Origin of the sequence: Cobetia sp. MC34 (genome assembly GCF_018340035.1) — a bacterium.
In the GTDB taxonomy this organism is placed as follows: Bacteria; Pseudomonadota; Gammaproteobacteria; order Pseudomonadales; family Halomonadaceae; genus Cobetia; species Cobetia amphilecti.
The window spans coordinates 48,340-72,935 of record NZ_JADPPY010000002.1; the positions used below are offsets into that span (position 1 = coordinate 48,340).

A 24,596-nucleotide genomic window follows, 5' to 3' on the forward strand; every position below is an offset into this window, starting at 1 on the left:
TCATGACGCCATGGCGTGTTCCAACGAGGTCGTGAGATGAGAAAAAGCCTAATGCGGGGGGCTCTGCGGGGACTCCCTATCCTCGCGGGATTATTGATGCTGTCCGGCTGTGACGCCGTACTCTTCGATCCCAAGGGGCCTATCGGTGAATCCGAAAAGTCGCTGATCCTGACTGCTACCTACCTGATGCTCGTGGTTGTTATCCCGGTCATCTTCATGACGCTGTGGTTCGCCTGGCGCTATCGCGATACCAAGCAGAGCAAGGCGACCTACACGCCCAACTGGGCGCATTCCACCAAGATCGAGATCGTGGTCTGGGGCATTCCGTGCCTGATCATCCTCGCTCTGGGCATCCTGACCTGGAAGAGCACGCACGAGCTGGACCCGCGTGCCGAGATCGTCGACGGCGGTGAGCCGATCGAGGTGCAGGTCGTGTCCATGGACTGGAAGTGGTTGTTCATCTATCCGGAGCAGGGGATCGCGACGGTCAATGAACTGGCCATGCCGGTGGATCGTCAGGTTCGCTTCCACATCACATCCGACACGGTGATGAACTCGTTCTTCGTCCCGCAGCTCGGTAGCCAGATCTATGCAATGGCGGGGATGGAAAACCGTCTGCACCTGATCGGCAGTGAAGTGGGTACCTACGACGGTATCTCTGCCAGCTATAGCGGCGCCGGCTTCGCGGACATGCACTTCAAGGCGCATGTCATGAGCGAAGGCGACTTCGACGCCTGGATCGAGAAGGCACGCGGCAGCAGCAAGGTGCTGGATGACGCTGGTCTTGCCGCTCTCAAGGAGCCGAGCGAGGACGTCGCCCCGACCTTCTATGGTCAGGTCAAGCCGAACCTGTATGAGCAGATCATGGCGCCCTACATGGACGGCATGGAGCTGGGCATGAGCGATGATCAGATGCGCCACATGAAGAAGGGTGGAATGCATCACGACAGCGCCGAACACGGCATGTCCGATCATGACGCTTCTGGTCACGCTGAATCTGCGATGGCAACCGAGGAATAAGCAATGCTTGGAAAACTCACATTAGAGGCGATTCCGTATCACGAGCCGATCATCATGATCGTGCTTGCGGCGGTAATCCTCGGTGGTGCAGCCCTTGTCGGCTTCATCACGGTAAAGAAAAAGTGGGCCTACCTGTGGAATGAGTGGTTCACCTCTGTCGATCACAAGAAGATCGGCATGATGTACATCATCGTCGCGTTGGTGATGCTGATCCGTGGTTTCTCCGATGCGATCATGATGCGTTCCCAGCAGATGCTGGCGTCCAGTGGTGGTCAGGGCTATCTGCCCCCGGATCACTACGACCAGATCTTCACTGCCCACGGCGTGATCATGATCTTCTTCGTGGCGATGCCGCTGGTCATCGGTCTGATCAACGTTGTCGTGCCGCTGCAGATCGGCGCACGTGACGTGGCCTTCCCGTTCCTGAACTCGCTCAGCTTCTGGCTGTTCGTGGTCGGCGCGCTGCTGGTCAACATCTCTCTGGGTCTGGGTGAGTTCGCCAAGACTGGCTGGCTGGCCTATCCGCCGTTGTCGGGGGCCAATTACAGCCCCGGGGTCGGGGTGGATTACTGGATCTGGTCATTGCAGATCTCCGGTGTCGGTACCCTGCTGACAGGTGTCAACTTCATCGCCACCATCCTCAAGATGCGTGCGCCGGGCATGTCCCTGATGAAGATGCCGGTCTTCACCTGGACCGCACTGTGCGCCAACGTCCTGATCGTCGCGGCCTTCCCGATTCTGACCGCTACCATCGCGATGCTGACGCTCGATCGCTACCTCGACTTCCACTTCTTCACCAATGACCTTGGTGGAAACATGATGATGTACGTCAACCTCATCTGGGCCTGGGGCCATCCTGAGGTGTACATCCTGGTGCTGCCGGTCTTCGGTGTGTTCTCCGAAGTCATCGCCACCTTCTCCAAGAAGAAGCTGTTCGGTTACACCTCGCTGGTGTGGGCGACTCTCGTCATCACCGTCCTGTCGTTCATCGTCTGGCTGCACCACTACTTCACCATGGGTGCCGGCGCTGACGTGAACGCCTTCTTCGGTATCGCGACGATGATCATCTCGATCCCGACAGGTGTGAAGATCTTCAACTGGCTGTTCACCATGTACCGCGGTCGCGTCGAAATGACCTCTCCGGTACTGTGGACCCTGGGCTTCATCGTCACCTTCACCATCGGTGGCATGACCGGCGTTCTGCTGGCCGTTCCGGGCGCCAACTACGTACTGCACAACTCGCTGTTCCTGATCGCCCACTTCCACAACGTCATCATCGGCGGCGTGGTCTTCGGTGCGATGGCCGGTATCACCTACTGGTTCCCGAAAGCGACCGGCTTCATGCTGTGCGAGAAGTGGGGCAAGCGTTCCTTCTGGTTCTGGATCACTGGCTTCTACCTCGCCTTCATGCCGCTGTACATCCTCGGCTTCATGGGCATGACCCGTCGTCTGCAGCACGTCGACAACCCGCTGTGGGTGCCGTACCTGGTCGTCGCCTTCATCGGTGCTGTCCTGATCCTGATCGGTATCGCGTGCACCGTGATCCAGATCGCGGTCAGCATCAAGAACCGCAAGCAGCTGCAGGACACCACTGGCGATATCTGGGGCGGTCGTACCCTGGAGTGGAGCACCACTTCACCGGCACCGTTCTACAACTTCGCTCACGAGCCGCAGGTTTCCGAGCTCGACGAGTTCTGGGAAATGAAGGAACGTGGCATCGAGCAGGAGGCCAAGAAGCCTTATGCGCCGATCCACATGCCGCGCAACGCCGCTGCTGGCGTCATCATCTCCGCCTTCAGCCTGGTGTTCGGTTTCGCACTGATCTGGCACATCTGGTGGATGGCCGTGGTCGGGCTGGTCGGCATGATCGCTACCTTCATCGTGCGCTCCTTCAACTACGACATCGACTACTACGTGTCCGTCGAGGAAGTGGAGCGTGTCGAGCGTGAGGGTCGCGAGCGTCGCGCCCTGCCCAGCGCCCGCACACCTAACGACACAGTGGTTCAGGGGTAATCATGGCGAATAATGCAATGACATCTCACGATGGGGCGCATGACGCCCATGACGATCACGAGCATCACGATACCAACGGCCTGAAGGTCTTCGGTTTCTGGCTCTATCTGCTGAGCGACTGCATCCTGTTCGCGATGCTGTTCGCGGTCTACGTGGTACTGAGCCAGGCGTATGCCGGTGGCCCGACGGGCGCCGAGATCTTCGAGCTGAACTTCGTGCTGGTCGAGACCGCGCTGCTGCTGGCCTCGAGCTTCACCTACGGCCTGGCGATGCTGGGCATGAACCGCGGAGACAGCTCCGCGGTGATCAAGTGGCTGATGATCACCTTCGCCTGTGGCGCAGGCTTCATCGCGATGGAAATCTATGAGTTCTACCACCTGATCGTGAACGGCCAGGGTCCGGACAAGTCCGCGTTCCTGTCTGCCTTCTTCACCCTGGTCGGCACCCACGGTCTGCACGTGACCGTCGGTCTGATCTGGATGGCGCTGCTGATCTTCCAGGTCAAGAAGAAAGGTCTGACGGAAGTGCATCGCGGTCGTCTGATGATGCTCAGCCTGTTCTGGCACTTCCTGGACGTCATCTGGATCTGCGTCTTCACCGTCGTCTATCTCACAGGAGTGATGCTATGAGCCATTCCAACAACGACCACAACGACAATCACGGCAGCGTCAAGCAGTACGTGACCGGTCTGATTCTCTCCATCATCCTGACCATCATCCCGTTCGGGATGGTGATGATGATGGATGATCCGGGTGTCGGCGTGATCTGGGCCATCTACGGTTTCGCCATCGCTCAGGTCTTCGTGCAGCTGTACTTCTTCCTGCACCTGGACGGCTCCAAGGAGCAGAGCTGGAATGTCATGGCCATGCTGTTCACCGTGGTGATCGTGGCAATCGTCGTTGGTGGTTCCATATGGATCATGATCGAGCTGAATCAGAACATGATGCCCATCTGATAGCGTGAGCCTGATGATCAAGGACTACCTGCGTACCACCAAGCCGGGCATTATCTTCGGCAACCTGATCACCGTCAGCGGCGGCTTCTTTCTCGCTTCCGGTGGTGAGGTGGATTGGGCGCTGTTCATCGCCACCCTGGTCGGGGTGGCGTTGATCGTGGCCTCAGGCTGTGTGTTCAACAACTGCATCGATCGCGATATCGACCGCCACATGGCGCGTACCCAGGGCCGTGCTCTGGTGCAGGGCGACATCTCGCTGAAGGGGGCTTTCGTCTTCGGCAGCGTGCTGGGCCTTGCAGGCTTCTGGCTTCTGGCCGCGATGACCAATCTCATGGCGATGATCGCCGTGGGGCTGGGCTTCGTGATCTACGTCGGGGCCTACAGCATGTGGCTCAAGCGTGGCTCGGTGTATGGCACCCTCATCGGCTCACTGTCCGGCGCTGCGCCGCCAGTGGTCGGCTACCTGGCCGTTACCGGTCAGGCGGACATGGGGGCGCTGCTGCTGTTGATCATCTTCAGCATGTGGCAGATGCCGCATTCCTATGCGATTGCCATGTTTCGTGTCGATGACTATCGGGCCGCCAATATTCCGGTACTCCCGGTAGCGCGAGGCATGGAGCATGCCAAGCGTGTAGTGACGGGGTACATTGCCGGCTTCATCCCGGTGTCGCTGTTGCTGACACTGTGGGGATATACCGGCATCTGGTATCTGGTAGTCGCGACCGTCACGGGTGGCTGGTGGCTGTATCTGGCCGCCTGGCGCCTCAAGGATCAGCCTGATGCCTCCTGGGCACGCAAGCTGTTCGGCTTCTCCATCATCATCGTCATGGCGCTCAGCCTGATGATGAGCCTGGACACGCAGCTGTAATCCAGCCGTAGTACCTCTCGGGTGACCCGCCATCGGCGTGTTGCCCGGGTGAAAGCCAAAAAAACCCGCCACCGGCTTGCCGGTGGCGGGTTTTTTCTTGCCTGTCTTTCAGAGTCTCAGGTTTCGAGGACTCAAGGACTCAAGCCCTCAGGCCAGCTGCAGATGCGGCTCCTGCTGTCCCTTGAGCGCTTCCTGCATGCGCTCGGCATACCAGTCGACGAAGTCGACGACACCGAACTCGAAGGTCGCCGAATAGGGGCCGGGCTGATAGGCGCTGGAGTTGACGCCGCGCTGGTTCTCTTCCACCAGCTGACGGTCCTGATCATTGGTGGCATCCCACACCTTGCGCAGCTTCGCCAGGTCGTAGTCGACACCTTCCACCGCGTCCTTGTGCACCAGCCATTTGGTGGTCACGCGGGTCTTGAGGGGGCCGATCGGGTCGACCTGGAAGACCACGGCATGATCGCCCATGAAGTGGTTCCAGGAGTTGGGCAGGTTGAGGATGCGCAGCGAGCCCATGTCGGGGCTTTGCAGGCGTCCCAACAGCTTCTTGCACGCCGGGGTGCCGTCCGTGGTCATCGAGACGGTGCCTTCCAGCAGCGGCGTGCGCGTCATGCGATTGCGGCGACCGAAGCGCACCAGCTGATAGGGCACCTTCTCGGCATCCCAGTCGGCCTGCTTCTTCGCGACCAGCGCCTTGTAGGCCTCGGTGGCACGCGGGTCATCGGTGTCATCGAATTCCTGCAGGGTGTTGAGCAGCTCCGGGTGGGAGCCATCGCAGTGATAGCACTCGCGATTGTTCTCGATCACCAGCTTCCAGTTGCCTTCCTCGATGATGGAGGAGCTGGCCGCGACCTTGACGTTCTCCATGTCGTAGGGCTTGAGGTAGAACTCCAGCGTCTTGAAGAACGGCTCGCAGTTCTCGGGCTGCTCGGCGAGGTTGATGAACAGCATGCCGCCGGCTGAGCGCACGTGGACGGGATGCAGGCCGTATTCACTGGTATCGAAGGTGGTTCCCATGTCGGAACCGGCGAACAGCAGGCGGCCATCCAGCTCATAGGTCCACTTGTGATAGCCGCACACCAGCTTGGCGACCTTGCCGCGCTCGGTGCTGCACAGGCGGGACCCGCGATGGCGACAGACGTTATGGAAGGCATGGATGGCCCCGTTGTCACCGCGCACGATGATGATCGGACTGTTGCCCACGTCCATGGTCATGAAGTTGCCCTTGAGCGGGATCTCGCTGCTGAGACCGGCAAACAGCCACTCGCGCTCGAAGATCTCCTTCATGTCGAGATCGAACAGGCGCTGATCATTGTAGAAGGGCTGGGGCAGGGTGTAGCCGGGACTGCGGGCCTCTAGAAGCCGCGCGGCGGCCTCGCGTACAGCCTGACGCTGCTGATCCTGAGCGTGTTCCAGTAAGTCGCTCATCGCGGTGTCCTCGCACGGTCGGTAGGCGCCGGGAGCAGGGTCGCCTTGGGTTGAGTGAGTGTGCTGATCATTGTTGTTGTGAAGCCGGGACAGAGGGAACGAGTGAACAGACCATTGCCGGGCAGCACCGCGGGGCGGCATCGGGGCCCCATGAGGGGTTGCCGATGCATCGCGCGGTGCGTCATCCCGTCCTGGTCGGTTCGGGTGTCGAGGGCGGCGCTGGCAGAGTGCCGCTCGCTCGACAGGATAGTCAGCGTGGAAGTTCAGGCAGCCCGCATGACGTCTGAGTGGCATTGCCACGCATGGATCGCAGTGTGGCTGAGGTCAAGACGCGACTTATGTCTGATGGCGACGCTCAATGATGTATTTCCGACGCCGGTCGTCTGCGCAGGGGCTTTGAGGCACAGGCAGGCGTAGCGATGAGGCGGGGGCAGGGCGCTGCGGGGGCGGGATTGGAGTGATCGGGCATGTTTCTGTCGTGCACGGATAAATGCTTGCCGGGCGCTGACTCGACAATCCTGAGCATGTCCCACCGTTGGCCGCGCACGCAGCGCAGGGTGGCCTGACACTGTCTCTTCAAGAACATGTCTCCAAGAACAACATGCCCAGCGAGGCCTTCATGAGCACCACTCTCAGCAACTTCAATCCGGTTACGACACAGACCTGGACCAACGGTCGACATAGCGTGCGCTGCGTGAAGGTCATTCAGGAAACCTGGGACGTCCGCACCTTCTGTTTCATGGCCGAACAGCCGGTGATGTTCTTCTTCAAGCCGGGGCAGTTCGTGACCCTGGAGCTCGAGATCGATGCCCAGCAGATCATGCGCTCCTACACCATCTCCAGCTCACCGTCGGTGCCCTACAGCTTCTCGATCACCGTCAAGCGCGTGCCGGGCGGGCTGGTCTCCAACTGGCTGCACGACAACCTCAATGAAGGCGATGTGCTGGCGGTGCACGGCCCGGTCGGCAACTTCAACTGCATCGACTACCCGGCGGAGCGCATTCTGATGCTGTCCGGTGGCGTGGGCATCACGCCCTTGATGTCGATGGCGCGCTGGTACTTCGATACCAATGCCAATGTGGACATCTCCTTCGTGCACAGTGCGCGCAGCCCGCGCGACATCATCTTCTGGCGTCAGCTCGAATTCATGGATTCCCGCGTGCCGGAGTTCAACATGCACGTCATCTGCGAGCGCTTCGAGACCGGTCAGACCTGGTCCGGCTATCGCGGCTATCTCACCGACGCGATGCTCGAGATGATCGCGCCGGACTTCATGGAGCGCGAGATCTTCTGCTGTGGCCCCACGCCCTACATGAATGCGGTCAAGCATCTGCTGCGCAGCCACGGCTTCGACATGAGCCGCTATCACGAGGAATCCTTCGGTGCCACGCCGGTCGATGTCGAGGAAGAGGCCATCGAGCAGGCCGAACAGGCCGAGGTGCTGGCCGATGAGCTGGACCGCTCCGATCTCACGCGGGTCGAGTTCTCCACCACCGGCAAGTCGGTGCAGATCGCCCCGGGCGAGACCGTCCACGCCGCCGCCGCCAAGCTCGGCCTGCATATTCCCAAGGCCTGCGGCATGGGAATATGCGGCACCTGCCGGGTGCAGAAGGTCTCGGGCGAGGTCGAGATGGAACACAACGGCGGCATCACCGATGAAGACGTCGCCGAAGGCTTCATCCTGTCCTGCTGCAGTGTGCCCAATGGCGATGTGGTGATCGATTACTGATCCACGGCCTGGCCTCCCGCCCTGCTGGCTTTTGCGAGCGATATTCACGGGCGGGCGCAGGCGCTGGATAAATACGCTGGATAAATGAGAGGACATGTCGCATTCGCGCGGTTGGATGACGCAGTCAGTCAGCCGCGACTCCCCGGGTCCCATTAGCGTTAGGGGTACAAAAAGTACAACTAACTAATGGAGCAAGACATGACTCGGGACGTGAAGACCCCACTACGGCCATCGCTCAAGATGGCCTGCCTGCCTATCGTGGCCACCCTGGCCGTTCTTGCATTGCAACTGTTCGTGTTCGGCGAGTTCACTCCGCATGTGCCGCTGGTATGCGGTGTCGCCATCACGGCGCTGATCGGCTGGAAGCTGGGCCACGGCTGGTCGGCGATGGAAGAGGGCATGATGCGCATCGTGCGTGTCGGCCTGCCTTCCATCGCGATCCTGATTCTGGTCGGCATGACGGTCGGGGTGTGGATCGCCTCCGGCAGCGTACCGATGATCATCTACTACGGGCTCAAGCTGGTCTCGCCGGAATACTTCCTGGCGGCGGCCATGCTGCTGTGCGCGGTGGTCTCGGTGGCGCTGGGTACCAGCTGGGGCACCGTGGGCACGGTGGGGCTTGCGCTGATGGGCATCGGGGCCGGCTTCGGCATTCCGCCGTGGTGGACCGCCGGTGCGGTGGTGTCCGGCGCCTTCTTCGGTGACAAGGTCTCGCCGCTGTCGGATACCACCAATCTGGCGCCTGCGGTGACGGGCGTGAATCTGTTCGCGCACATCCGCAACATGATGCCGACCACCATTCCCGCCATGCTGATCGCGCTGGTGATCTACCTGATCGCCGGCAACCTGCTCGCCGCCGGTCAGGTGCTGGATCTCGAGCGCATCACCGCCATCACCGAAGGGCTTTCCGGACACTTCACCTTCAATCTGTGGGTGCTGATGCCGCCGCTGCTGGTGATGACGCTGGCCGTTGCGCGCATGCCGGCACTCCCGGCGCTGTTCGTCGGGGTGCTGGCCGGGGCGGTCGTGGCATTCGGCGTACAGGGCGAGGCGGTCAAGGCGCTGTTCGGCTATATGCAGGGCGGCTACGCCCTGAGCACCGGCGTGAGCGAGATCGACAGCCTGCTCAATCGCGGCGGCATCATGTCGATGGCCTGGGTCATCCTGCTGGTGATGATCGCACTGGCCTTCGGGGGCTTGCTGGAAATCATCGGCTGTCTGGAGGCGCTGTGTGCCGCAGTGCTGGTCAAGGTGCGCGGTATCTTCGGGCTGCAGGTCGCGGCCAGTTCCACGGCGGCGCTGACCAATGTCATCGCGGGCGACCCCTACCTCTCCATCGCTCTGCCGGGACGCATGTACGCGCCGATCTATCGCGGTGAGGGATACTCGACGCTCAACCTGTCGCGCTCACTGGAAGAGGGCGGCACGCTCATCTCGCCGCTGATTCCCTGGAATGCCGGCGGTGCGGTGGTGGTCAGTTCACTGGGGCTGATGGCCGGTGGTGCGGGCATGGAGGGGCTGCTCTACATTCCGCTGGCCTTCGCCTGCTGGCTGTCACCGTTGCTGGGGCTGCTCTACACCCTGCTTGGACGCTTCATCATCCGGGCCGATGATGATGAGCGTGCCGAATGGCAAGTCAGGGGACATGCCGTGACAACGCTGGCCCAGCTGCGTCAGCAGCAGGCCGAGGGCCTGGCGGGACTGCAAGCCGCCACGCCAGAGGTGCGCTGACAGTCTGCTCGGCATGAGTGCTCTAAGACTTCATGCTCAGGTTCATGAGCAAGTCGACTCGCGCAGGAAGACGGCACAAACCATCTGGAGGTGCAGACGACTTCGGGGCTACCCTTCAGATGTTGCCACGTGAATGAGCGCATGCAGTGCAGGGGGCTCTGCGGGAAGTCCCGCCAGGCCACGCCAGGGTTCGCCCTGGTGCCATAAGCACAAGGCCCCGTTGGGCTGCATGCCATCTTCAGCTGCGGGTCGAGAGCGGAGAGCGTTCACGTCAGGTCCACGACTGCCACTCCAGTCACGGGTTTGGTCAAAAGGGCAATGATGACACAGGGGAACGGTGCGCCACCTCCAGGCCGGGAGCGGGTGCCAGCAGGACTACAAGGCTGATCGTCGCAACAGGAAGCGCCGTGCTGCTCAATATCGGGATGGTGCAATACCGTCTTCTTCACGGCACGGCAGTTTCCGCAGGAAGGTGTCACACGACCACGCAAGCTCAGGCTCGCGTGGTTTTTTTGTGCCTGTCATTCACTGGGGGATTGCTCGGGCCGCTTCCGTCGGGTCAGCCCAGTGTCGCCCCCATCGCCGCCAGCAGCATGGGCAGATAGAGGAAGGCGGCGAGCGTCGAGCAGAACACCAGCGTAGCGACGTACTCCGGCTCACGCCCGGCCTTCTGGGCGAACATGTAGTTGTAGACCGCCACCGGCATGGCCATCTGCATGGTCAACACGTGCAGTGCCAGCGGGGGCAGGTCCAGCAGGGTGCCGATCCCCCAGGCACACAGGGCGGCAAAGGGAATGCGCAGGACACTGAAGCCCACGCCCGCCGCCAGATTCTTGACGCGAATGCTGGCCAGCGACACGCCCAGGGTGATCAGCATCAGCGGCACGGTGAAGCCGGAGATCAGCTCCAGGCTGTTGGCGACGAAGCGCGGCATGTGCACATCGCAGAGCAGCATGAGGGTGGCGACGATGCTGGCCCAGATGGTCGGCGAGCGCACCACGCTGCGCAGCGGGTTGCCGCTGGTGCTGGCAAGCCAGGCGCCGAGGGTGAACTGCAGCAGCGACATGGTGACCATGATGGTGATGGCGTAGGCGAAGCCGGCCTGGCCGAAGGCGTAGAGCGAGACGGGCAGGCCCATGTTGCCGACGTTGGAGAACAGCAGCGGCGCCACCGCCACCTTCCAGGGCTTGCCGATCAGGCGCGCGAAGGGCCAGCTCAGCGCCAGCAGCAGAGCCATCACGGACAGCGTCGCCAGGCCCGTGCGCAAAAAGCTCGAGTTGTCGATCTCGGCGCTGCCCAGCGCATTGAGGATCAGCGCCGGCGTGCCGATGTAGAGCACCAGCCGGGTGACGAAGGCCATCGGGTAGTCGTTGCCCAGCCTGACCCAGAAGAAGCCGATGGCGGCGCCACACAGTACCGGTGCCATCACCGCCAGCAATTCCATCAGCATATTCTCAACTCCCTTCCTCAGGCGCGCGCTTGCATGGATCAGTCGTCATCCGGCGCCTGATCGCACGATATCGGTGTCTAGCATACCTGCCCGCAGGGGCTTCGGTGTAGCGCCAGTGGCGGGCAGCCACTATTCGCAGCAGCTCTGTGCGGGCCGTCTAGATGTCGCTTTTGCCTGCCGATGTCGCATTCGCGCTGCGGGGTGACGCTGACAAGCAGTTTGCCGCAGGGGGGCAGGGCTAGTATCGGGTCAAGACAGCCACTCAAGGCCTTGGCGCCGGCTGACTCGACAGGATTTGAGCGAACAGACGATCACTGATCACCCTTCATCGAACCATTCCAACAACAACGATCCGCTTACCGGAGGCGCGCAATGTCTCAGCAACATGGCTACACCCGTGATGACCGACTGGCCAGACTCGACCCTGCACTGGCCGAGGCCATCCTCGAAGAGACAGCGCGTCAGGAAGCGCATATCGAGCTGATCGCCTCCGAGAACTATGCAAGCCCGCTGGTGATGGAGGCTCAGGGCAGCCAGCTGACCAACAAGTACGCCGAAGGCTATCCGGGCAAGCGCTACTACGGCGGCTGCGAATTCGTCGACAAGGTCGAGACGCTGGCCATCGAGCGCGCCTGTGCGCTGTTCGGCTGTGACTTCGCCAACGTGCAGCCGCACTCCGGCGCCCAGGCCAACGCGGCGGTGTTCATGGCACTCGTCTCGCCGGGTGACACCATCCTCGGCATGAGCCTGGCGCATGGCGGCCACCTGACCCACGGCGCGGCCCCCAACTTCTCCGGCAAGCACTACAACGCCATCCAGTACGGCCTGACCGAAAGCGGCGAGCTGGACTACGAAGAGATGGAGCGTCTGGCGCGCGAGCACAAGCCGAAGATGATCATCGCTGGCTTCTCCGCCTACTCGCGCGTGGTCAACTGGCGTCGCTTCCGCGATATCGCCGACGAGATCGGCGCCTGGCTGATGGTCGACATGGCCCACGTGGCCGGTCTGGTCGCGGCGGGTCACTACCCGAGCCCGCTGCCCTACGCCCATGTCGTCACCACCACCACCCACAAGACGCTGCGCGGCCCGCGCGGTGGCCTGATTCTCTCCGCCACCGGTGATGAAGCGCTGCACAAGAAGCTCAATGGCGCCGTCTTCCCCGGCCAGCAGGGCGGCCCGCTGATGCACGTCATCGCCGCCAAGGCCGCGGCCTTCAAGGAAGCGATGAGCCAGGACTTCGTCAGCTATCAGGCCCGCGTGATCGCCAATGCCCGCGTGATGGCCGAGGTCTTCATGGCACGCGGCTATGACGTGGTCTCCGGCGGTACCGATGACCACCTGTTCCTCGTCTCGCTGATCCGTCAGGGCGTGACCGGCAAGGACGCGGACGCCTCACTGGGCCGCGCCCACATCACCGTCAACAAGAACAGCGTGCCGAATGACCCGCAGAGCCCCTTCGTGACATCCGGGCTGCGCATCGGCACTCCGGCCGCCACCACGCGCGGCTTCGGCGAGGCGGAATGCGAGGCACTGGCCGGCTGGATCTGTGATCTGCTCGACGCGCTGTCCACCGGCGAGAGCGCCAAGGTGGAAGCCGAGGTGCGCGGCAAGGTCGAGGAAGTCTGTGCACGCTTCCCGGTCTATGCATCGAACAGCGTGACCGACCCCGCCGCGCTTGCCTGAACAAGGCGCTGGCGAGAGACAACGATAACAACGACACATGCCGCAAGCGCAGAGACATCACTCGGGTGACAACAACAGACATCACTCGGGCGAGAGCACCGGACAGCGCTTGCGGTGGCAAAGATGTGAGGAGGGTGGCAAATGCAGCGTTACTCGGGATTCGGGCTGGTCAAGCATGCGCTCAGCCACCATGAGAACTGGCAGAAGGTCTGGCGTAGCCCAGAACCCAAGAAGGAATACGACGTCGTCATCGTCGGTGGCGGCGGGCATGGTCTGGCCACGGCCTACTATCTGGCCAAGGAGCACGGCATCACCAATGTCGCGGTGATCGAGAAGGGCTGGTTGGGCGGCGGCAATACCGCGCGCAACACCACCCTGGTGCGCTCCAACTATCTGTGGGATGAGGCGGCGGCGCTCTACGAGCACTCCATGAAGCTGTGGGAAGGCCTGTCCCAGGATCTCAACTACAACGTGATGTTCTCCCAGCGTGGCGTGCTCAACCTGGGTCACACCCTGCAGGACATGCGTGACATCCAGCGCCGCGTGAATGCCAACCGTCTGCAGGGCATCGATGGTGAAGTGCTGGACGCCCAGCAGGTGCAGGAACTGGTGCCGGCGATGGACTGCTCGAGTCGTGCACGCTACCCGATTCTCGGCGCCTCCTGGCAGCCGCGCGGTGGCGTGGCGCGTCACGACGCCGTGGCCTGGGGCTTCGCGCGCGGTGCCGACAGCCTCGGCGTCGACCTGATCCAGCAGACCGAAGTCACCGGCTTCCGCAAGCAGGATGGCGCCATCGTCGGGGTGGAAACCTCACGCGGCTTCATCGGTGCCAAGCGTGTCGGCGTGGTCACCGCCGGCAACTCCGGCGTGATGGCCGAGAAGGCCGGCTTCCGCCTGCCGCTGGAATCCCACCCGCTGCAGGCGTTGGTCTCCGAGCCGCTCAAGCCGATTCTCGACACCGTGGTGATGTCCAACCACGTCCACGGTTATGTCAGCCAGTCGGACAAGGGCGACCTGGTCATCGGTGCCGGCATCGACGGCTACGTGGGCTACGGCCAGCGTGGCAGCTATCCGACCATCGAGCACACCCTGCAGGCCATCGTCGAGATGTTCCCGATCTTCTCGCGGGTACGCATGAACCGTCAGTGGGGCGGCATCGTCGACACCTGCCCGGACGCCTGTCCGATCATTTCCAAGACGCCCGTGAAGGGGCTCTATTTCAACTGCGGTTGGGGTACCGGTGGCTTCAAGGCCACGCCGGGTTCCGGCAACGTCTTTGCCTGGACACTGGCCAAGGGGCGCACCCATCCGCTGGCAGAACCCTTCTCCTATGACCGTTTCAACACGGGCAAGCTGATCGACGAACACGGCGCCGCTGGCGTCGCGCACTGAACCTGCCGTCAGGAGACGACCGACCATGATGCATATCTTCTGTCCCTACTGCGGCGAGCTGCGCGAGGAAGAGGAATTCCACGTCAAGGGCCAGGCGCATATCGAGCGCCCGAAGGACCCCGAAGCCTGCTCCGATGCCGAGTGGGGGGATTATCTGTTCTTCCGCAACAACCCGCGTGGCGTCCACCACGAGCTGTGGATTCACGCCGTGGGCTGTCGCAAGTATTTCAACATCACCCGCCATACCGTGACCTACGAGATTCTCGAGACCTATCGCATGGGCGAGCAGCCCACCATCACCGGTGAGACGAAAGCCGATCCGACCACGCAAGCCAAGGGGGTGAGCGCATGAGCCAGCAAGACAACCAGACCGCCGCTGCCCCGCGCCGTCTCGCCTCGGGTGGACGCATCGACCGCGCCACGCCGCTGACCTTCACCTTCAATGGCAAGCGCTATCAGGGCCTGGCAGGCGATACCCTCGCCTCGGCACTGATGGCCAACGGCCTCGACGTGCTCAACGCCAGCTTCAAGTATGCGCGTCCGCGCGGCCTGGTCGCCGCCGGTGCCGAAGAGCCCAACGCCATCCTGCAGCTGGGCAGCACCGAAGCCGGCCAGGTGCCCAACGTGCGTGCCACCCAGCAGGCGCTCTACGACGGCCTGGAAGCTCACGCCGTCAGCGGCTGGGTCAAGGCCCAGAAGGACCTGATGAGCCGCTTCCTGCCGCAGGTCGGCAAGCTGGGCGGCAAGTTCATGCCGCCGGGCTTCTACTACAAGACCTTCATGGCGCCGGCCTCGCTGTGGATGACCTACGAGAAGTACATCCGCAAGGCCGCCGGTCTCGGGCGTTCTCCGCTCGAGGACGATCCGGACATCTACGATCACCTGCATCAGCACACCGATGTGCTGGTGATCGGCTCCGGCCCGGCGGGCCTGATGGCAGCGCTGGTCGCGGCCCGCAGCGGCGCGCGCGTCATCCTGTGTGATGAGCAGGAAGAGCTGGGTGGCTCGCTGCTCTCCATGTCGGCGGACTGTCTCGATCAGACCCTGGACGGCAAGCCCGCCATCGAATGGCGTGACGCGGTGCTTGCGGAACTCGAAGCCTGTGAGGATGTGCAGCTGCTGCCGCGCACCACCGCCAATGGCTACCACGATCACAACTTCGTGACCCTGCATGAGCGCCGTACCGAGCATCAGGCCGATCTCGCACCCTTGAATGCCCGTGGCGCCCAGCAGGCACGCTCCCGCCTGCACCGCGTGCGCGCCCATCGCGTCATCATGGCCACCGGCGCCCACGAGCGGCCACTGGTCTACAGCCACAACGATGTGCCGGGCAACCTGCTGGCCGGTGCCGTCACCACCTATCTGACCCGTTACGGCGTCGCCGCCGGTGACAAGCTGGTGCTGTCGGTCAACAACGACCACGCCTATCGCGCGGCACTTGCCTGGGCGGCGGCCGGTCGTGAAGTGGTCGCGATCGCCGATGCGCGTCCGGCCCCTTCCGGCGTGATGGTCGAGGCGGCGCGCGCCGCGGGCATCCGCATCATCGCCGGTGCCGCCGTGATCGAGGCCAAGGGCGAACGCCGCGTGACAGGCGCGCGCATCGCGGCCATCGATATCGACGCCTTCAGCGTGACGGGGGCAGTGGAAGAGCTCGCCTGCGACACCATCGCAAGCTCCGGCGGCTACAGCCCGGTGGTTCACCTGGCGGCGCACACCGGTGCGCGTCCGGTATGGAGCGACGAGATCCACGGCTTCCTGCCCGCGCTGGGCGCACCGATGCTCAAGGGCTTCGATGCCTGCGGCGCCGCCAATGGCAGCTTCGCGCTGGAAGATGTGCTGGTCGCGGCCTACGCCAGCGGTGTCGCCGCGGTGGAAGCCTGCGAGTTCGAGACCGCCCAGGCCGAGGTGCCTGCGGTCTCCGAACTTGCAGAAACGCCGATGCTGCCGCTCTACCAGGTGCCGCATGACAAGCCCACCGCTCGCGCGCCCAAGCAGTTCGTCGATCTACAGAACGACGTCACCGCCGCCGGTATCGAGCTCGCCACCCGCGAAGGCTTCGAGTCCATCGAGCACGTCAAGCGCTACACCGCGATGGGCTTCGGCACCGACCAGGGCAAGCTGGGCAACATCAACGGCATGGCGGTCGCCGCGCGCTGTCTGGGGCAGACCATCCCCGACACCGGCACCACCGTGTTCCGCCCCAACTACACGCCGGTGACCTTCGGCGCCATCGTCGGCCGTCACTGCGGCGAGCTGTTCGACCCGATCCGCTACACCGCGATGCACGAATGGCACGTAGCGCAGGGCGCCAGGTTCGAGGATGTCGGCCAGTGGAAGCGCCCCTGGTACTACCCGCAGGGCAGTGAGGACATGCATGCCGCGGTCGAGCGCGAGTGTCTGGCGGTGCGCGAGAAGGTCGGCGTGCTGGACGCCTCGACCCTGGGCAAGATCGACATCACCGGTCGCGATGCGCGCGAATTCCTCAACCGCATCTACACCAATGCCTGGGCCAAGCTGGGCGTCGGCAAGGCGCGCTACGGCCTGATGTGTCACGACGACGGCATGGTGATGGACGACGGTGTCACCACCTGTCTGGCCGAAGACCACTTCCTGATGACCACCACCACCGGTGGCGCGGCCTCGATCCTGGAATGGCTGGAGCTGTGGCACCAGACCGAATGGCCGGAACTGGACGTGCAGATGACCAGCGTCACCGATCACTGGGCGACCCTGACCGTCACCGGCCCCGAGGCGCGTGCGCTGGTCGGCGAGCTGACCGACATCGACCTTGACCGTGACAGCTTCAAGTTCATGGAAGTGCGTGAAGGGCTGATCGCCGACATTCCCGGGCGCATCTTCCGCATCTCCTTCACCGGCGAGCTGTCCTACGAGCTCAACGTGCCGGCCAACTACGGGCTGCATGTCTGGAAGCGCCTGTTCGAGTGCGGCAAGAAGTACGGCCTCACGCCCTACGGCACCGAGACCATGCACGTGCTGCGCGCCGAGAAGGGCTTCATCATCGTCGGTCAGGACACCGATGGCTCGATCACCCCGGAAGATCTCGGCATGCAGTGGTGTGTCGGCTACAACAAGCCGTATTCCTGGATCGGCAAGCGTGCGCTGTCGCGTCCGGATACCCGCCGCGATGACCGCAAGCAGATGGTCGGCCTGATTCCGACGCGCAAGAAGGCCGGCGATGAGCGCATCGTGCTGCCGGAAGGCTCGCAGATCGTCTTCGACCCCGAGCACGCCATCCCGATGCCGATGGTCGGCCACGTGACCTCCAGCTACTACAGCCCGACGCTGGGACATGGCTTCGCGCTGGCGGTGGTCAAGGGCGGTGCCAAGCGCATCGGCGAGACGGTGTTCCTGCCGCAGGCCGATGGCACGACGCTGGAAGCCGAAATCACCTCACCGGTGTTCTACGACAAGAAAGGGGAGCGCCAGCATGTCTGATGCCACCACACTCGACCCGCAAGCGGGTGCCGCCGTCGATGCGCAGCCGCAGGACATGACTAGTTCTCAGACGTCGGTGATCGACCAGCGCCCGACGCCCGAGGTCCACGCTCAGTGCGCCCGTTCGCCGCTGGCGCATCTGTTCACGGCCCGCGATGACGGCGATGCCGGCATCGTGCTGCAGGAAAAGGCGTTTCTCGGTCACCTGACGCTGCGCGGTGACCCCGCGCAGTCGGGCTTCGCCGAGGGTGTCGAGGCGGCGCTGGGTCTGGCGCTGCCGTTGACGCCGGCGACCCTCCACCACAATGAGGGCGGTCGCTCTATCCAGTGGCTGTCACCGGATGAGTGGCTGATCCTAGTGCCCGGCGAGGAAGCCTTCACTGTCGAGAAGGCGCTGCATGAGGCGTTGGCCGGCCGCTATCAGGTGGTCAACGTCAGCGGTGGCCAGACCGTCATCTCGCTGAGTGGCGACCAGGCGCGTCAGGTGCTGATGAAGTCGACGCCGACCGATGTGCACCCGCGTGCCTTCCCGGTCGGACGTGGCGTGCCGGCGGTGTTCGCCAAGGCGACACTGGTGCTGCGCCGCGTCAGCGAGAGCGAATTCGAGCTGGTGGTGCGCAGAAGCTTCGCCGATTACCTCGGCCGCTGGCTGCTGGATGCCAGCGAGGAATTCGGGGTCTGCATCAAGGCCTGAGATCTGAGGCCTGAGGTCTGCGTCTGGAGATAGATCTGCGTCTGGAGAGAGGTCTGTCACAGGCGCACGCAATGACCTGAATCGACTGCCAGGGGCCTTGCCCGGGCCAGGAGGCGGGCTTCAGAAATACTGAAGCCCGCCTCAATAATATTGGTTTGTCGCGCAGGACCTCGGATGCAACCCTGACGTTGCTGCTTCCAACAATAGATAATCCTTACATGACAGGCACCTACGTATGCGTGATACCTGGATTCTGACCGCCCAATGTCCCAGCCGCATCGGCACGGTGGACGTCGTGACACGCTACCTGCGCGAGCAGGGCTGCTATATCACCGAGCTCAATTCCTTCGATGACCGCCTGTCGGGGCGCTTCTTCATCCGGGCCGAATTTCGTCCGCAGACCGAGGCCGGTGCCCTCGATGACGGCTTCGATGCCGCGAGTTTCGAGCAGGGCCTGGGTACGCGTGCCGCCGACTTCGAGATGGACGTCAGCCTGAGTGCGCCGGATGAGCGCATGAAGGTGGTCATCATGGTCTCGCGCTCGGACCACTGCCTGAACGACCTGCTCTATCGGCATCGCATCGGCCAGCTGCCGATGGACATCACCGCCGTCATCTCCAACCATCCGGACATGGCGCCGCTGGCCGAGTGGCATGGCCTGCCGTATCACCACCTGCCGATCACCGCCGAGACCAAGGCCGAGCAGGAAGCCCAGGTATGGCAGATCGTGCAGGACACCGGGGCTGAGCTGGTGATTCTGGCGCGCTACATGCAGGTGCTGTCGAGCGACATGTGCGAGAAGCTCTCGGGGCGGGCGATCAACATCCACCACTCGCTGCTGCCGGGCTTCAAGGGCGCGCGCCCCTATCATCAGGCCTACGAGAAGGGCGTCAAGCTGGTCGGTGCCACCGCGCACTACATCAATGATGATCTCGATGAAGGGCCGATCATCACCCAGGGCGTCGAGACGGTGGATCACGCCCACTATCCCGAAGACCTGATCGCCAAGGGCCGTGATATCGAGTGTCTGACGCTGTCGCGCGGCGTGCGTTATCACCTCGAGCGTCGTGTCTTCCTGCATGACAAGCGCACGGTGGTGTTCGGCAACTGAGCCCGGGCTGCGTCCGCCAGCTCACTCCATCCATGAACTCCACAGACTCCACAAACGACGAAGCCCGCGACCTTTCGGTGGCGGGCTTCGTCTTTCATGCGTATGCGCGTCAGCTTCTGCGCAGGCTCCACAGGAAGTAGCTGCCGCCGATCAGCGATGCCATCAGGCCGGCGGGGATCTCGTAGGGCGACAGCAGCTGGCGGCCCAGCCAGTCGGCCAGCACCATCAACAGCGCGCCGCACAGCACCGCGCCGAGCATGTGCTCGCGGGCGCGGCTCAGCCCCAGCAGACGCGCCAGATGCGGTGCCAGCAGGCCGACGAAGGACAGCGGGCCGACGATCAGGGTCGCCAGCGCGGTCAGCACCGCCACCGCGCCCAGCAGCACCAGGCGGGCGCGGGTCACGCCGATGCCCAGCGCACTTGCGCTCGCCATGCCCAGCGGCAGGATATCCAGCCAGCGCGCCAGCGGACGCACCAGCAGGACCGCGATGATCGCCAGCGCGAGCACGCCGACCGCCGCGGAGAGACCCACGTAATAGGTGGAGCCGGACAGCCAGGCCAGAATCTGCTGACCGCGCGGGTCACCATCGGCGAGGATGATGCCGCGCACCGCATCGTAGAGCGCCGTGATCGCCACCCCGCACAGCAGCACGCGTTCGGGAATGAAGCCACTGCGATGATTGAGCACCACCAGCAGCGCCAGACAGGCCAGCGCCCCGCAGATGCCTGCGCCCAGCAAGGTCAGCTGCCCCGGTGACGGGACCAGCAGCAGCGTCAGCATCAGGGCGATGGCGGTGCCGCCGCTGATGCCGAGAATCTCGGGGCTGGCCATCGGGTTGCTGGTCAGGCGCTGCAACAGGGTGCCGGCCAGGGCCAGCAGCACGCCGGCGCCTGCCGCCGCCAGTACCCGTGGCAGGCGGAAGTCCAGCACGCTGGTCTGGCCGGCCATCAGCTGTTGAAGCATGTCACCGCCAAGAGTCCAGCCATCGGCGCCATTGCCGACCAGCAGGGCCAGCATCAGGGCCACGCAGACCCCGGCCAGCAGCCAGCCGAGCAGGCGGTCGGGATGGGGATGACGATGCGTCAGTGACATGCCGTGATGACTGGTGGGGCCAGCCCCCTGCGCCATCTTGAGGCGCGGGATCAGCCACAGCAGCAGCGGCGCGCCGAGGGCCGCCGTCATCGCGCCGGTCGGAATCAGGTTGGGCAGCAGGCCATCGAGACTGGCGACCACCTGGTCCGTCACCGCCAGCAGCAGCGCCCCGAACAATGGTGCCCACAGCAGGCGCTGGCCCAGGCGGCGCGCACCCATCAGACGCACGCAGGCCGGCGCGGCCAGGCCGATGAAGCCGATGATGCCCAGCACGCTGACCACGCAGGCGCTGAGAAATACCGCCAGTCCCAGACTCATCAGGCGCAGCTTGCGCAGCGAGACGCCCAGGCTTCTGGCATTGGCCTCGTCGAGGTCCAGCACCGCCAGCGGGCGCATCATCACCAGCGCCAGCAACATGCCCGGCAGCAGGCGGGTGAGCAGCGTGATCACGCCATCCCAGCTGTTCTGGGCCAGCGAGCCTGCGCCCCATACCAGGGTGCCGTGCAGGGCCTCCTGATTGAACAGCAACAGCACCATGCCCAGCGCGCCGATGTAGAGATTGACCACCAGCCCTGCCAGCACCACCACGGTCGGTGACATGCCTCGCGCCCAGGCCAGCGCGAACACCAGCCCCATGGCGGCCAGGCCACCGGCCAGCGCGACCCATTCACGGCCCAGCTGGAAGCCGTCTCCCCCAAGACCCGTGCCGGCCATCAACGCCGGGGCGAACAGCGTCGCCAGCATCATCGCCAGACTCGCGCCACTGGCGACGCCGAGGGTAGTGGGCGCGGCCAGTGGATTGCGCAGCACCTGCTGCATCAGCACGCCGGCCATGCCCAGCGCGCCACCGGCCAGCAGCGCGCAGACCAGGCGCGGCCACCAGCTGACATGCGCCACCAGCTGCGCGGAGAGCAGTGCGCTGTCAGCCTGGCCGAGGCTTGCCGCAGCGCTGAAGTCGGGCGATGCCCACAGTGCGGTCAGACCCTGCATCAGGCTCAGGCCTTCACGGTTGAGCGCGAGGCTGCCCAGCACCACAAGGGCCAGGGCCAACAGGCTGCAGGCCCGGCCCGGCGTGAGGTGCAGCGGACGACGGCCTGATGCGGGGCGGGTGCTCATGGCCTGCTCAGTGGTTGCCATCGGTGGTCTCCCCCTCAAGTGTCGCCTCGTCGTCAATCAGATGGCTGGCGAGCAGTGCGGCGAAACGGTTGGCCGAGGGCAGGGCGCCGAAGCTCCAGACCGGCGGCAGGAACAGTGGCGCCGAGGCCTGGCTGTTCTCACGCACGCCGGGCATGGCCTGCCACAGACCGTTATGCGCCAGTGCCTGGTGTCCGCCGGGCGGCAGCGGTTCCACCACCACCATGCGGCCCTTCAGCGTCACCAGCTTCTCGAGACTGACGGTGGCGAAGCCCCAGGCGTTGGTGTCCCCTTGCCAGGCGTTGTCGATGCCCATGCGCTCGATCACGGCCTGGAACAGGCTGTTGTCGCCGAAGATGCGCACATGGCGGTCATCCATGAATTGCACCATCAACAGCGGCAGGGGCGATTGACCCTTGCGTGCCGCCTGCTGGCGCAGCGCGGCGTTGTAACCGGCGAGGCGAGCGGTGCTCAGGCGAATCAGCTGTTCGGCCTGTGGCTCGCGCTGCGTCAGCTTGCCCAGCTGGCGGGTCGCCTTGACCAGTGTCTGCCAGGTGTCGGCGTCCGGGGTATAGATGGCGATGCTGGTGACCGGCGCGATGGCCGACAGGCGCGGCGCGAGGCTGGACAGCATCGGGCTGATCAGGATGTCGGCGGGGGCGAGGGCGGTCAGCTGCTCCAGATTCGGCTGGGTGCGCAGGCCGAGATCCCGCGTGCCCTGCGGCAGCGCCGGTTGGGCCACCCAGCTTGCGTAGGTGGCGACCTGACCCACGCCCATGGCGCGTACCCCGATTCCGGTCAGGGTCTCGGCCAGGGTCCAGTCCAGTGCCACGATGGGGCGATCGACGAAGCCGGCCGGTGGCTGGGCTGTCTCGGTCATCGCTGTCTGTTTCATCGCAGCCACGGCCGCCGCTGCCTCGTCTGCCACTGCCTCGTCCGTCGTGGCAGCGCTGGCGGACCCCACCGCCAGCAGGCTCAGACTGATCAGTGCCAACAGCCACTTCATAGCGGCACCGCGATCTGCTGCTGGCTCTGCGGCGGGGTGATCACCTGCATCTCGACGCCGTAGATATCCTTGAGGGTGGCGGGGTTCATCATCGCGTCGGGCGCGCCTTCGGCCAGCACCTGGCCGCCGTGCAGCGCCACCAGGCGATCGCAGTAACGCGCGGCCAGATTGATGTCGTGCAGCACGATGATGATGCCAAGCCCCAGGGTGTGGCTCAGGTGCGAGACCAGCTCCATCACCTCGATCTGATGGGCGATATCCAGCGCCGCCAGCGGTTCATCCAGCAGCAGATAGCGACTGCCCTGGGCCAGCAGCATGGCCAGCCACACGCGCTGACGTTCGCCGCCGGAAAGGGTATCGACCTGCTGTTCGGCGAAGGCTTCGGTGTGGGTCAGCGCGATGGCGCGCTCGATGGCTTCTTCATCCTTGGGGCCGGGACGGCCGAGCAGGCCGTGCCACGGATAACGGCCGAAGGCGACCAGCTCGCGGCCGGTCAGCGCTTCGGCCGCCGGCAGATGCTGCGGCAGGTAGGCCACCGCCCGCGCGAATTCCCGACTGCCGAACTGCGAGAGCGGGCGATCGTCCAGCGCCAGCTTGCCACTGGTCGGGGTGTTCTGACGCGCCAGCAGCTTGAGCAGTGTCGACTTGCCGGAGCCATTGTGGCCGATCAGGCCATGCACCTGCCCGGGGGCGAAATCGAGAGACTGCGTCTTGAGCAGGCAGCGCTCGCCGAGGTCAAAGCGCAGGTGGTCGAGAGTGAACATGAAAGCATCGTCATCCGTGGTCAGGGCGTCAGGCTAAGGGCGATTCATTCTGGGCGACATGACGCGGAGACGTTCGCCCATCCGTGCTCCGCGGGGCCATCAGTGCTGATCGCCTCTTGCTGTCGGGCTGTCATCACGCCGGCTTCGTCGTCGCGCCTTGCCGGGCGCGGTTGACGTGCGCTGCGCGGCTGGCGGCGAGTTCGTGGTGTCCTGTTGGCTGGCGGCGCAGTCGCGGCTGACTTCATTGCGATAACAGCCCGCCGCGGCCAGCCGCATCTCGCAGTGCTGCTGCGCCTGGGTGACGTAGCGGCCTGCCATGCGCTCGGACACGCCGAGTCGCTCGCCGATCTCGCGCTTGGTCAGGCCCTCGAGGCGATACCAGGTCAGGGCGAGGCGAAAATGACCCGCCAGCTCGGAGAGTGCCGCATCGACGACCTGCAGCTTCTGGCGGCGCGCCAGGCTCCTCTCCGGGTCCAGATGGGCGGCCGCCACGCGCTCATCGCCCTCGGACACCGATTCGAATTCCGGTGCGCGGGACTGGTGGCGGTGATGGTCGATGATCAGGTTGCGAGCGATGCGAAACAGCCAGGCGCGCGGGTTGGCGGGCCAGTCTCCGGTCAGGCGCAGACGCAGATAGACCTCATGGCTGATATCTTCCGCCAGCTCATGCGAGCCCAGCTGGCGCACCAGAAAGCCGGTCAGTTCGTGACGATGCTCGGCAAACAGCTGGTCCAGCGAGTGACGGTATTGCTGTGCAGCACAAGCCTGCAGCTCAGCGGGCGTTTCAGCTTCTGGCCCGTGTGCGTCAGGCGTTCGCTCATCCGTGTCGCGATGAGGCCGAACTGGGGGCTTGGCGTGAGAGGACATCCACGGCTCGCAATGAGATCTGTCGTGATGGGAGGGTAATGGTATTGTTGTTACGAATCATTATCAATGGTTGAGTATCAGACACGCCAAGGACCGCCCCCGTACATGACGAGGGCGGTCCCGGTGCTGCTTGGTCCTGGTTAGCTGGTCGTAGTTGACCGGTAGTAGTTAGCTGGTCATGGCGATCTGTTGATCGCCA

19 protein-coding genes are annotated in these 24,596 nt (G+C 64.0%); 13 read left to right on the plus strand and 6 right to left on the minus strand.

The features are described from left to right. Positions 1-51 precede the first annotated feature (51 nt). The 5 genes from cyoA to cyoE are packed head-to-tail and all read left to right on the plus strand — an operon-like array spanning position 52 to position 4,856. Positions 52-1,020 carry a ubiquinol oxidase subunit II gene (cyoA, locus tag IZU87_RS01555; RefSeq protein WP_082388205.1) on the plus strand — a complete coding sequence of 323 codons (969 nt, stop codon included), beginning with the start codon at positions 52-54 and terminating at the stop codon, positions 1,018-1,020. A 3-nt stretch (positions 1,021-1,023) separates the two neighbouring features. Further along, positions 1,024-3,033, plus strand: coding sequence for a cytochrome o ubiquinol oxidase subunit I (gene cyoB, locus IZU87_RS01560; protein ID WP_052384476.1), 2,010 nt, complete (start codon positions 1,024-1,026; stop codon positions 3,031-3,033). A 17-nt stretch (positions 3,034-3,050) separates the two neighbouring features. After that, positions 3,051-3,662 (plus strand): cytochrome o ubiquinol oxidase subunit III, encoded by a 612-nt coding sequence (gene cyoC / locus IZU87_RS01565; RefSeq protein ID WP_378080002.1) that lies wholly within the window; start codon positions 3,051-3,053, stop codon positions 3,660-3,662. Then, positions 3,659-3,988, plus strand: coding sequence for a cytochrome o ubiquinol oxidase subunit IV (gene cyoD, locus IZU87_RS01570; RefSeq protein WP_043333144.1), 330 nt, complete (start codon positions 3,659-3,661; stop codon positions 3,986-3,988). Before cyoC ends, cyoD begins: the two co-directional genes overlap by 4 nt. A 13-nt stretch (positions 3,989-4,001) precedes the next feature. Further along, positions 4,002-4,856: a heme o synthase gene (cyoE, locus tag IZU87_RS01575; protein WP_043333143.1), complete on the plus strand. Its 855-nt coding sequence runs from the start codon at positions 4,002-4,004 to the stop codon at positions 4,854-4,856. Positions 4,857-5,003: 147 nt separating this feature from the next. On the opposite strand, the gene gbca is transcribed toward cyoE, so the two are convergent. Then, positions 5,004-6,287: a glycine betaine monooxygenase oxygenase subunit gene (gene gbca / locus IZU87_RS01580; RefSeq protein ID WP_043333142.1), complete on the minus strand. Its 1,284-nt coding sequence runs from the start codon at positions 6,285-6,287 to the stop codon at positions 5,004-5,006. 619 nt (positions 6,288-6,906) lie between these two features. Between gbca and gbcB the strand changes: the two genes are divergently transcribed. Together gbcB and nhaC are read left to right on the plus strand one after the other, a co-directional pair. Further along, on the plus strand, positions 6,907-8,016 hold the full coding sequence (gene gbcB / locus IZU87_RS01585) for a glycine betaine monooxygenase reductase subunit (RefSeq protein WP_213113475.1): 1,110 nt from the start codon (positions 6,907-6,909) through the stop codon (positions 8,014-8,016). A gap of 198 nt (positions 8,017-8,214) precedes the next feature. After that, entirely contained in the window at positions 8,215-9,747 is a 1,533-nt protein-coding gene (nhaC, locus tag IZU87_RS01590) for a Na+/H+ antiporter NhaC (protein ID WP_249330374.1), read from the plus strand. Between the two features lie 559 nt (positions 9,748-10,306). On the opposite strand, the gene IZU87_RS01595 is transcribed toward nhaC, so the two are convergent. Continuing rightward, positions 10,307-11,197, minus strand: a complete 891-nt coding sequence (locus IZU87_RS01595) for an AEC family transporter (RefSeq protein ID WP_054555340.1) — start codon at positions 11,195-11,197, stop codon at positions 10,307-10,309. A 372-nt stretch (positions 11,198-11,569) separates the two neighbouring features. On the opposite strand from IZU87_RS01595, the gene glyA reads away from it, so the two are divergent. The 6 genes from glyA (at position 11,570) to purU (ending at position 19,533) form a co-directional block, all read left to right on the plus strand. Beyond that, a complete protein-coding gene (gene glyA, locus IZU87_RS01600) occupies positions 11,570-12,880 on the plus strand; it encodes a serine hydroxymethyltransferase (protein ID WP_213113476.1) in 1,311 nt (436 codons plus the stop codon). Between the two features lie 141 nt (positions 12,881-13,021). Further along, positions 13,022-14,272 carry a sarcosine oxidase subunit beta family protein gene (locus tag IZU87_RS01605; protein ID WP_043333139.1) on the plus strand — a complete coding sequence of 417 codons (1,251 nt, stop codon included), beginning with the start codon at positions 13,022-13,024 and terminating at the stop codon, positions 14,270-14,272. 25 nt (positions 14,273-14,297) lie between these two features. Further along, on the plus strand, positions 14,298-14,624 hold the full coding sequence (locus tag IZU87_RS01610; RefSeq protein WP_043333138.1) for a sarcosine oxidase subunit delta: 327 nt from the start codon (positions 14,298-14,300) through the stop codon (positions 14,622-14,624). Next, complete coding sequence (locus IZU87_RS01615; RefSeq protein WP_213113477.1) at positions 14,621-17,728, plus strand: sarcosine oxidase subunit alpha family protein; 3,108 nt, start codon at positions 14,621-14,623, stop codon at positions 17,726-17,728. The genes IZU87_RS01610 and IZU87_RS01615 overlap by 4 nt, the downstream gene beginning before the upstream one ends. Further along, positions 17,721-18,422 (plus strand): sarcosine oxidase subunit gamma, encoded by a 702-nt coding sequence (locus IZU87_RS01620; protein ID WP_249330375.1) that lies wholly within the window; start codon positions 17,721-17,723, stop codon positions 18,420-18,422. Before IZU87_RS01615 ends, IZU87_RS01620 begins: the two co-directional genes overlap by 8 nt. A gap of 235 nt (positions 18,423-18,657) precedes the next feature. Beyond that, complete coding sequence (gene purU, locus IZU87_RS01625) at positions 18,658-19,533, plus strand: formyltetrahydrofolate deformylase (RefSeq protein WP_054555342.1); 876 nt, start codon at positions 18,658-18,660, stop codon at positions 19,531-19,533. A gap of 109 nt (positions 19,534-19,642) precedes the next feature. Here the strand turns inward: purU and fhuB are convergent, their stop codons facing one another. The 4 genes from fhuB to IZU87_RS01645 all read right to left on the minus strand — a co-directional run bounded on the left by fhuB (position 19,643) and on the right by IZU87_RS01645 (position 24,397). After that, positions 19,643-21,763, minus strand: a complete 2,121-nt coding sequence (fhuB, locus tag IZU87_RS01630) for a Fe(3+)-hydroxamate ABC transporter permease FhuB (protein ID WP_249330376.1) — start codon at positions 21,761-21,763, stop codon at positions 19,643-19,645. Continuing rightward, a complete protein-coding gene (locus IZU87_RS01635; protein ID WP_249330377.1) occupies positions 21,750-22,754 on the minus strand; it encodes an ABC transporter substrate-binding protein in 1,005 nt (334 codons plus the stop codon). The genes fhuB and IZU87_RS01635 overlap by 14 nt, the downstream gene beginning before the upstream one ends. Before the next feature lie 8 nt (positions 22,755-22,762). Beyond that, the gene (locus tag IZU87_RS01640; RefSeq protein WP_054555344.1) at positions 22,763-23,530 is read right to left on the minus strand and encodes an ABC transporter ATP-binding protein; all 768 of its coding nucleotides are present in this window, start codon (positions 23,528-23,530) and stop codon (positions 22,763-22,765) included. A 99-nt stretch (positions 23,531-23,629) separates the two neighbouring features. After that, positions 23,630-24,397, minus strand: coding sequence for an RNA polymerase sigma factor (locus tag IZU87_RS01645; RefSeq protein WP_064503260.1), 768 nt, complete (start codon positions 24,395-24,397; stop codon positions 23,630-23,632). Positions 24,398-24,596 lie beyond the last annotated feature (199 nt).

Bases quoted from the DNA above. Each gene is read 5' to 3' on its own strand.
- cyoA (WP_082388205.1), top strand. From the start codon at position 52: ATGCGGGGGGCTCTGCGGGGACTCCCTATCCTCGCGGGATTATTGATG.
- cyoB (WP_052384476.1), top strand. From the start codon at position 1,024: ATGCTTGGAAAACTCACATTAGAGGCGATTCCGTATCACGAGCCGATC.
- cyoC (WP_378080002.1), top strand. From the start codon at position 3,051: ATGACATCTCACGATGGGGCGCATGACGCCCATGACGATCACGAGCAT.
- cyoD (WP_043333144.1), top strand. From the start codon at position 3,659: ATGAGCCATTCCAACAACGACCACAACGACAATCACGGCAGCGTCAAG.
- cyoE (WP_043333143.1), top strand. From the start codon at position 4,002: ATGATCAAGGACTACCTGCGTACCACCAAGCCGGGCATTATCTTCGGC.
- gbca (WP_043333142.1), bottom strand. From the start codon at position 6,287: ATGAGCGACTTACTGGAACACGCTCAGGATCAGCAGCGTCAGGCTGTA.
- gbcB (WP_213113475.1), top strand. From the start codon at position 6,907: ATGAGCACCACTCTCAGCAACTTCAATCCGGTTACGACACAGACCTGG.
- nhaC (WP_249330374.1), top strand. From the start codon at position 8,215: ATGACTCGGGACGTGAAGACCCCACTACGGCCATCGCTCAAGATGGCC.
- IZU87_RS01595 (WP_054555340.1), bottom strand. From the start codon at position 11,197: ATGCTGATGGAATTGCTGGCGGTGATGGCACCGGTACTGTGTGGCGCC.
- glyA (WP_213113476.1), top strand. From the start codon at position 11,570: ATGTCTCAGCAACATGGCTACACCCGTGATGACCGACTGGCCAGACTC.
- IZU87_RS01605 (WP_043333139.1), top strand. From the start codon at position 13,022: ATGCAGCGTTACTCGGGATTCGGGCTGGTCAAGCATGCGCTCAGCCAC.
- IZU87_RS01610 (WP_043333138.1), top strand. From the start codon at position 14,298: ATGATGCATATCTTCTGTCCCTACTGCGGCGAGCTGCGCGAGGAAGAG.
- IZU87_RS01615 (WP_213113477.1), top strand. From the start codon at position 14,621: ATGAGCCAGCAAGACAACCAGACCGCCGCTGCCCCGCGCCGTCTCGCC.
- IZU87_RS01620 (WP_249330375.1), top strand. From the start codon at position 17,721: ATGTCTGATGCCACCACACTCGACCCGCAAGCGGGTGCCGCCGTCGAT.
- purU (WP_054555342.1), top strand. From the start codon at position 18,658: ATGCGTGATACCTGGATTCTGACCGCCCAATGTCCCAGCCGCATCGGC.
- fhuB (WP_249330376.1), bottom strand. From the start codon at position 21,763: ATGGCAACCACTGAGCAGGCCATGAGCACCCGCCCCGCATCAGGCCGT.
- IZU87_RS01640 (WP_054555344.1), bottom strand. From the start codon at position 23,530: ATGTTCACTCTCGACCACCTGCGCTTTGACCTCGGCGAGCGCTGCCTG.
- IZU87_RS01645 (WP_064503260.1), bottom strand. From the start codon at position 24,397: ATGTCCTCTCACGCCAAGCCCCCAGTTCGGCCTCATCGCGACACGGAT.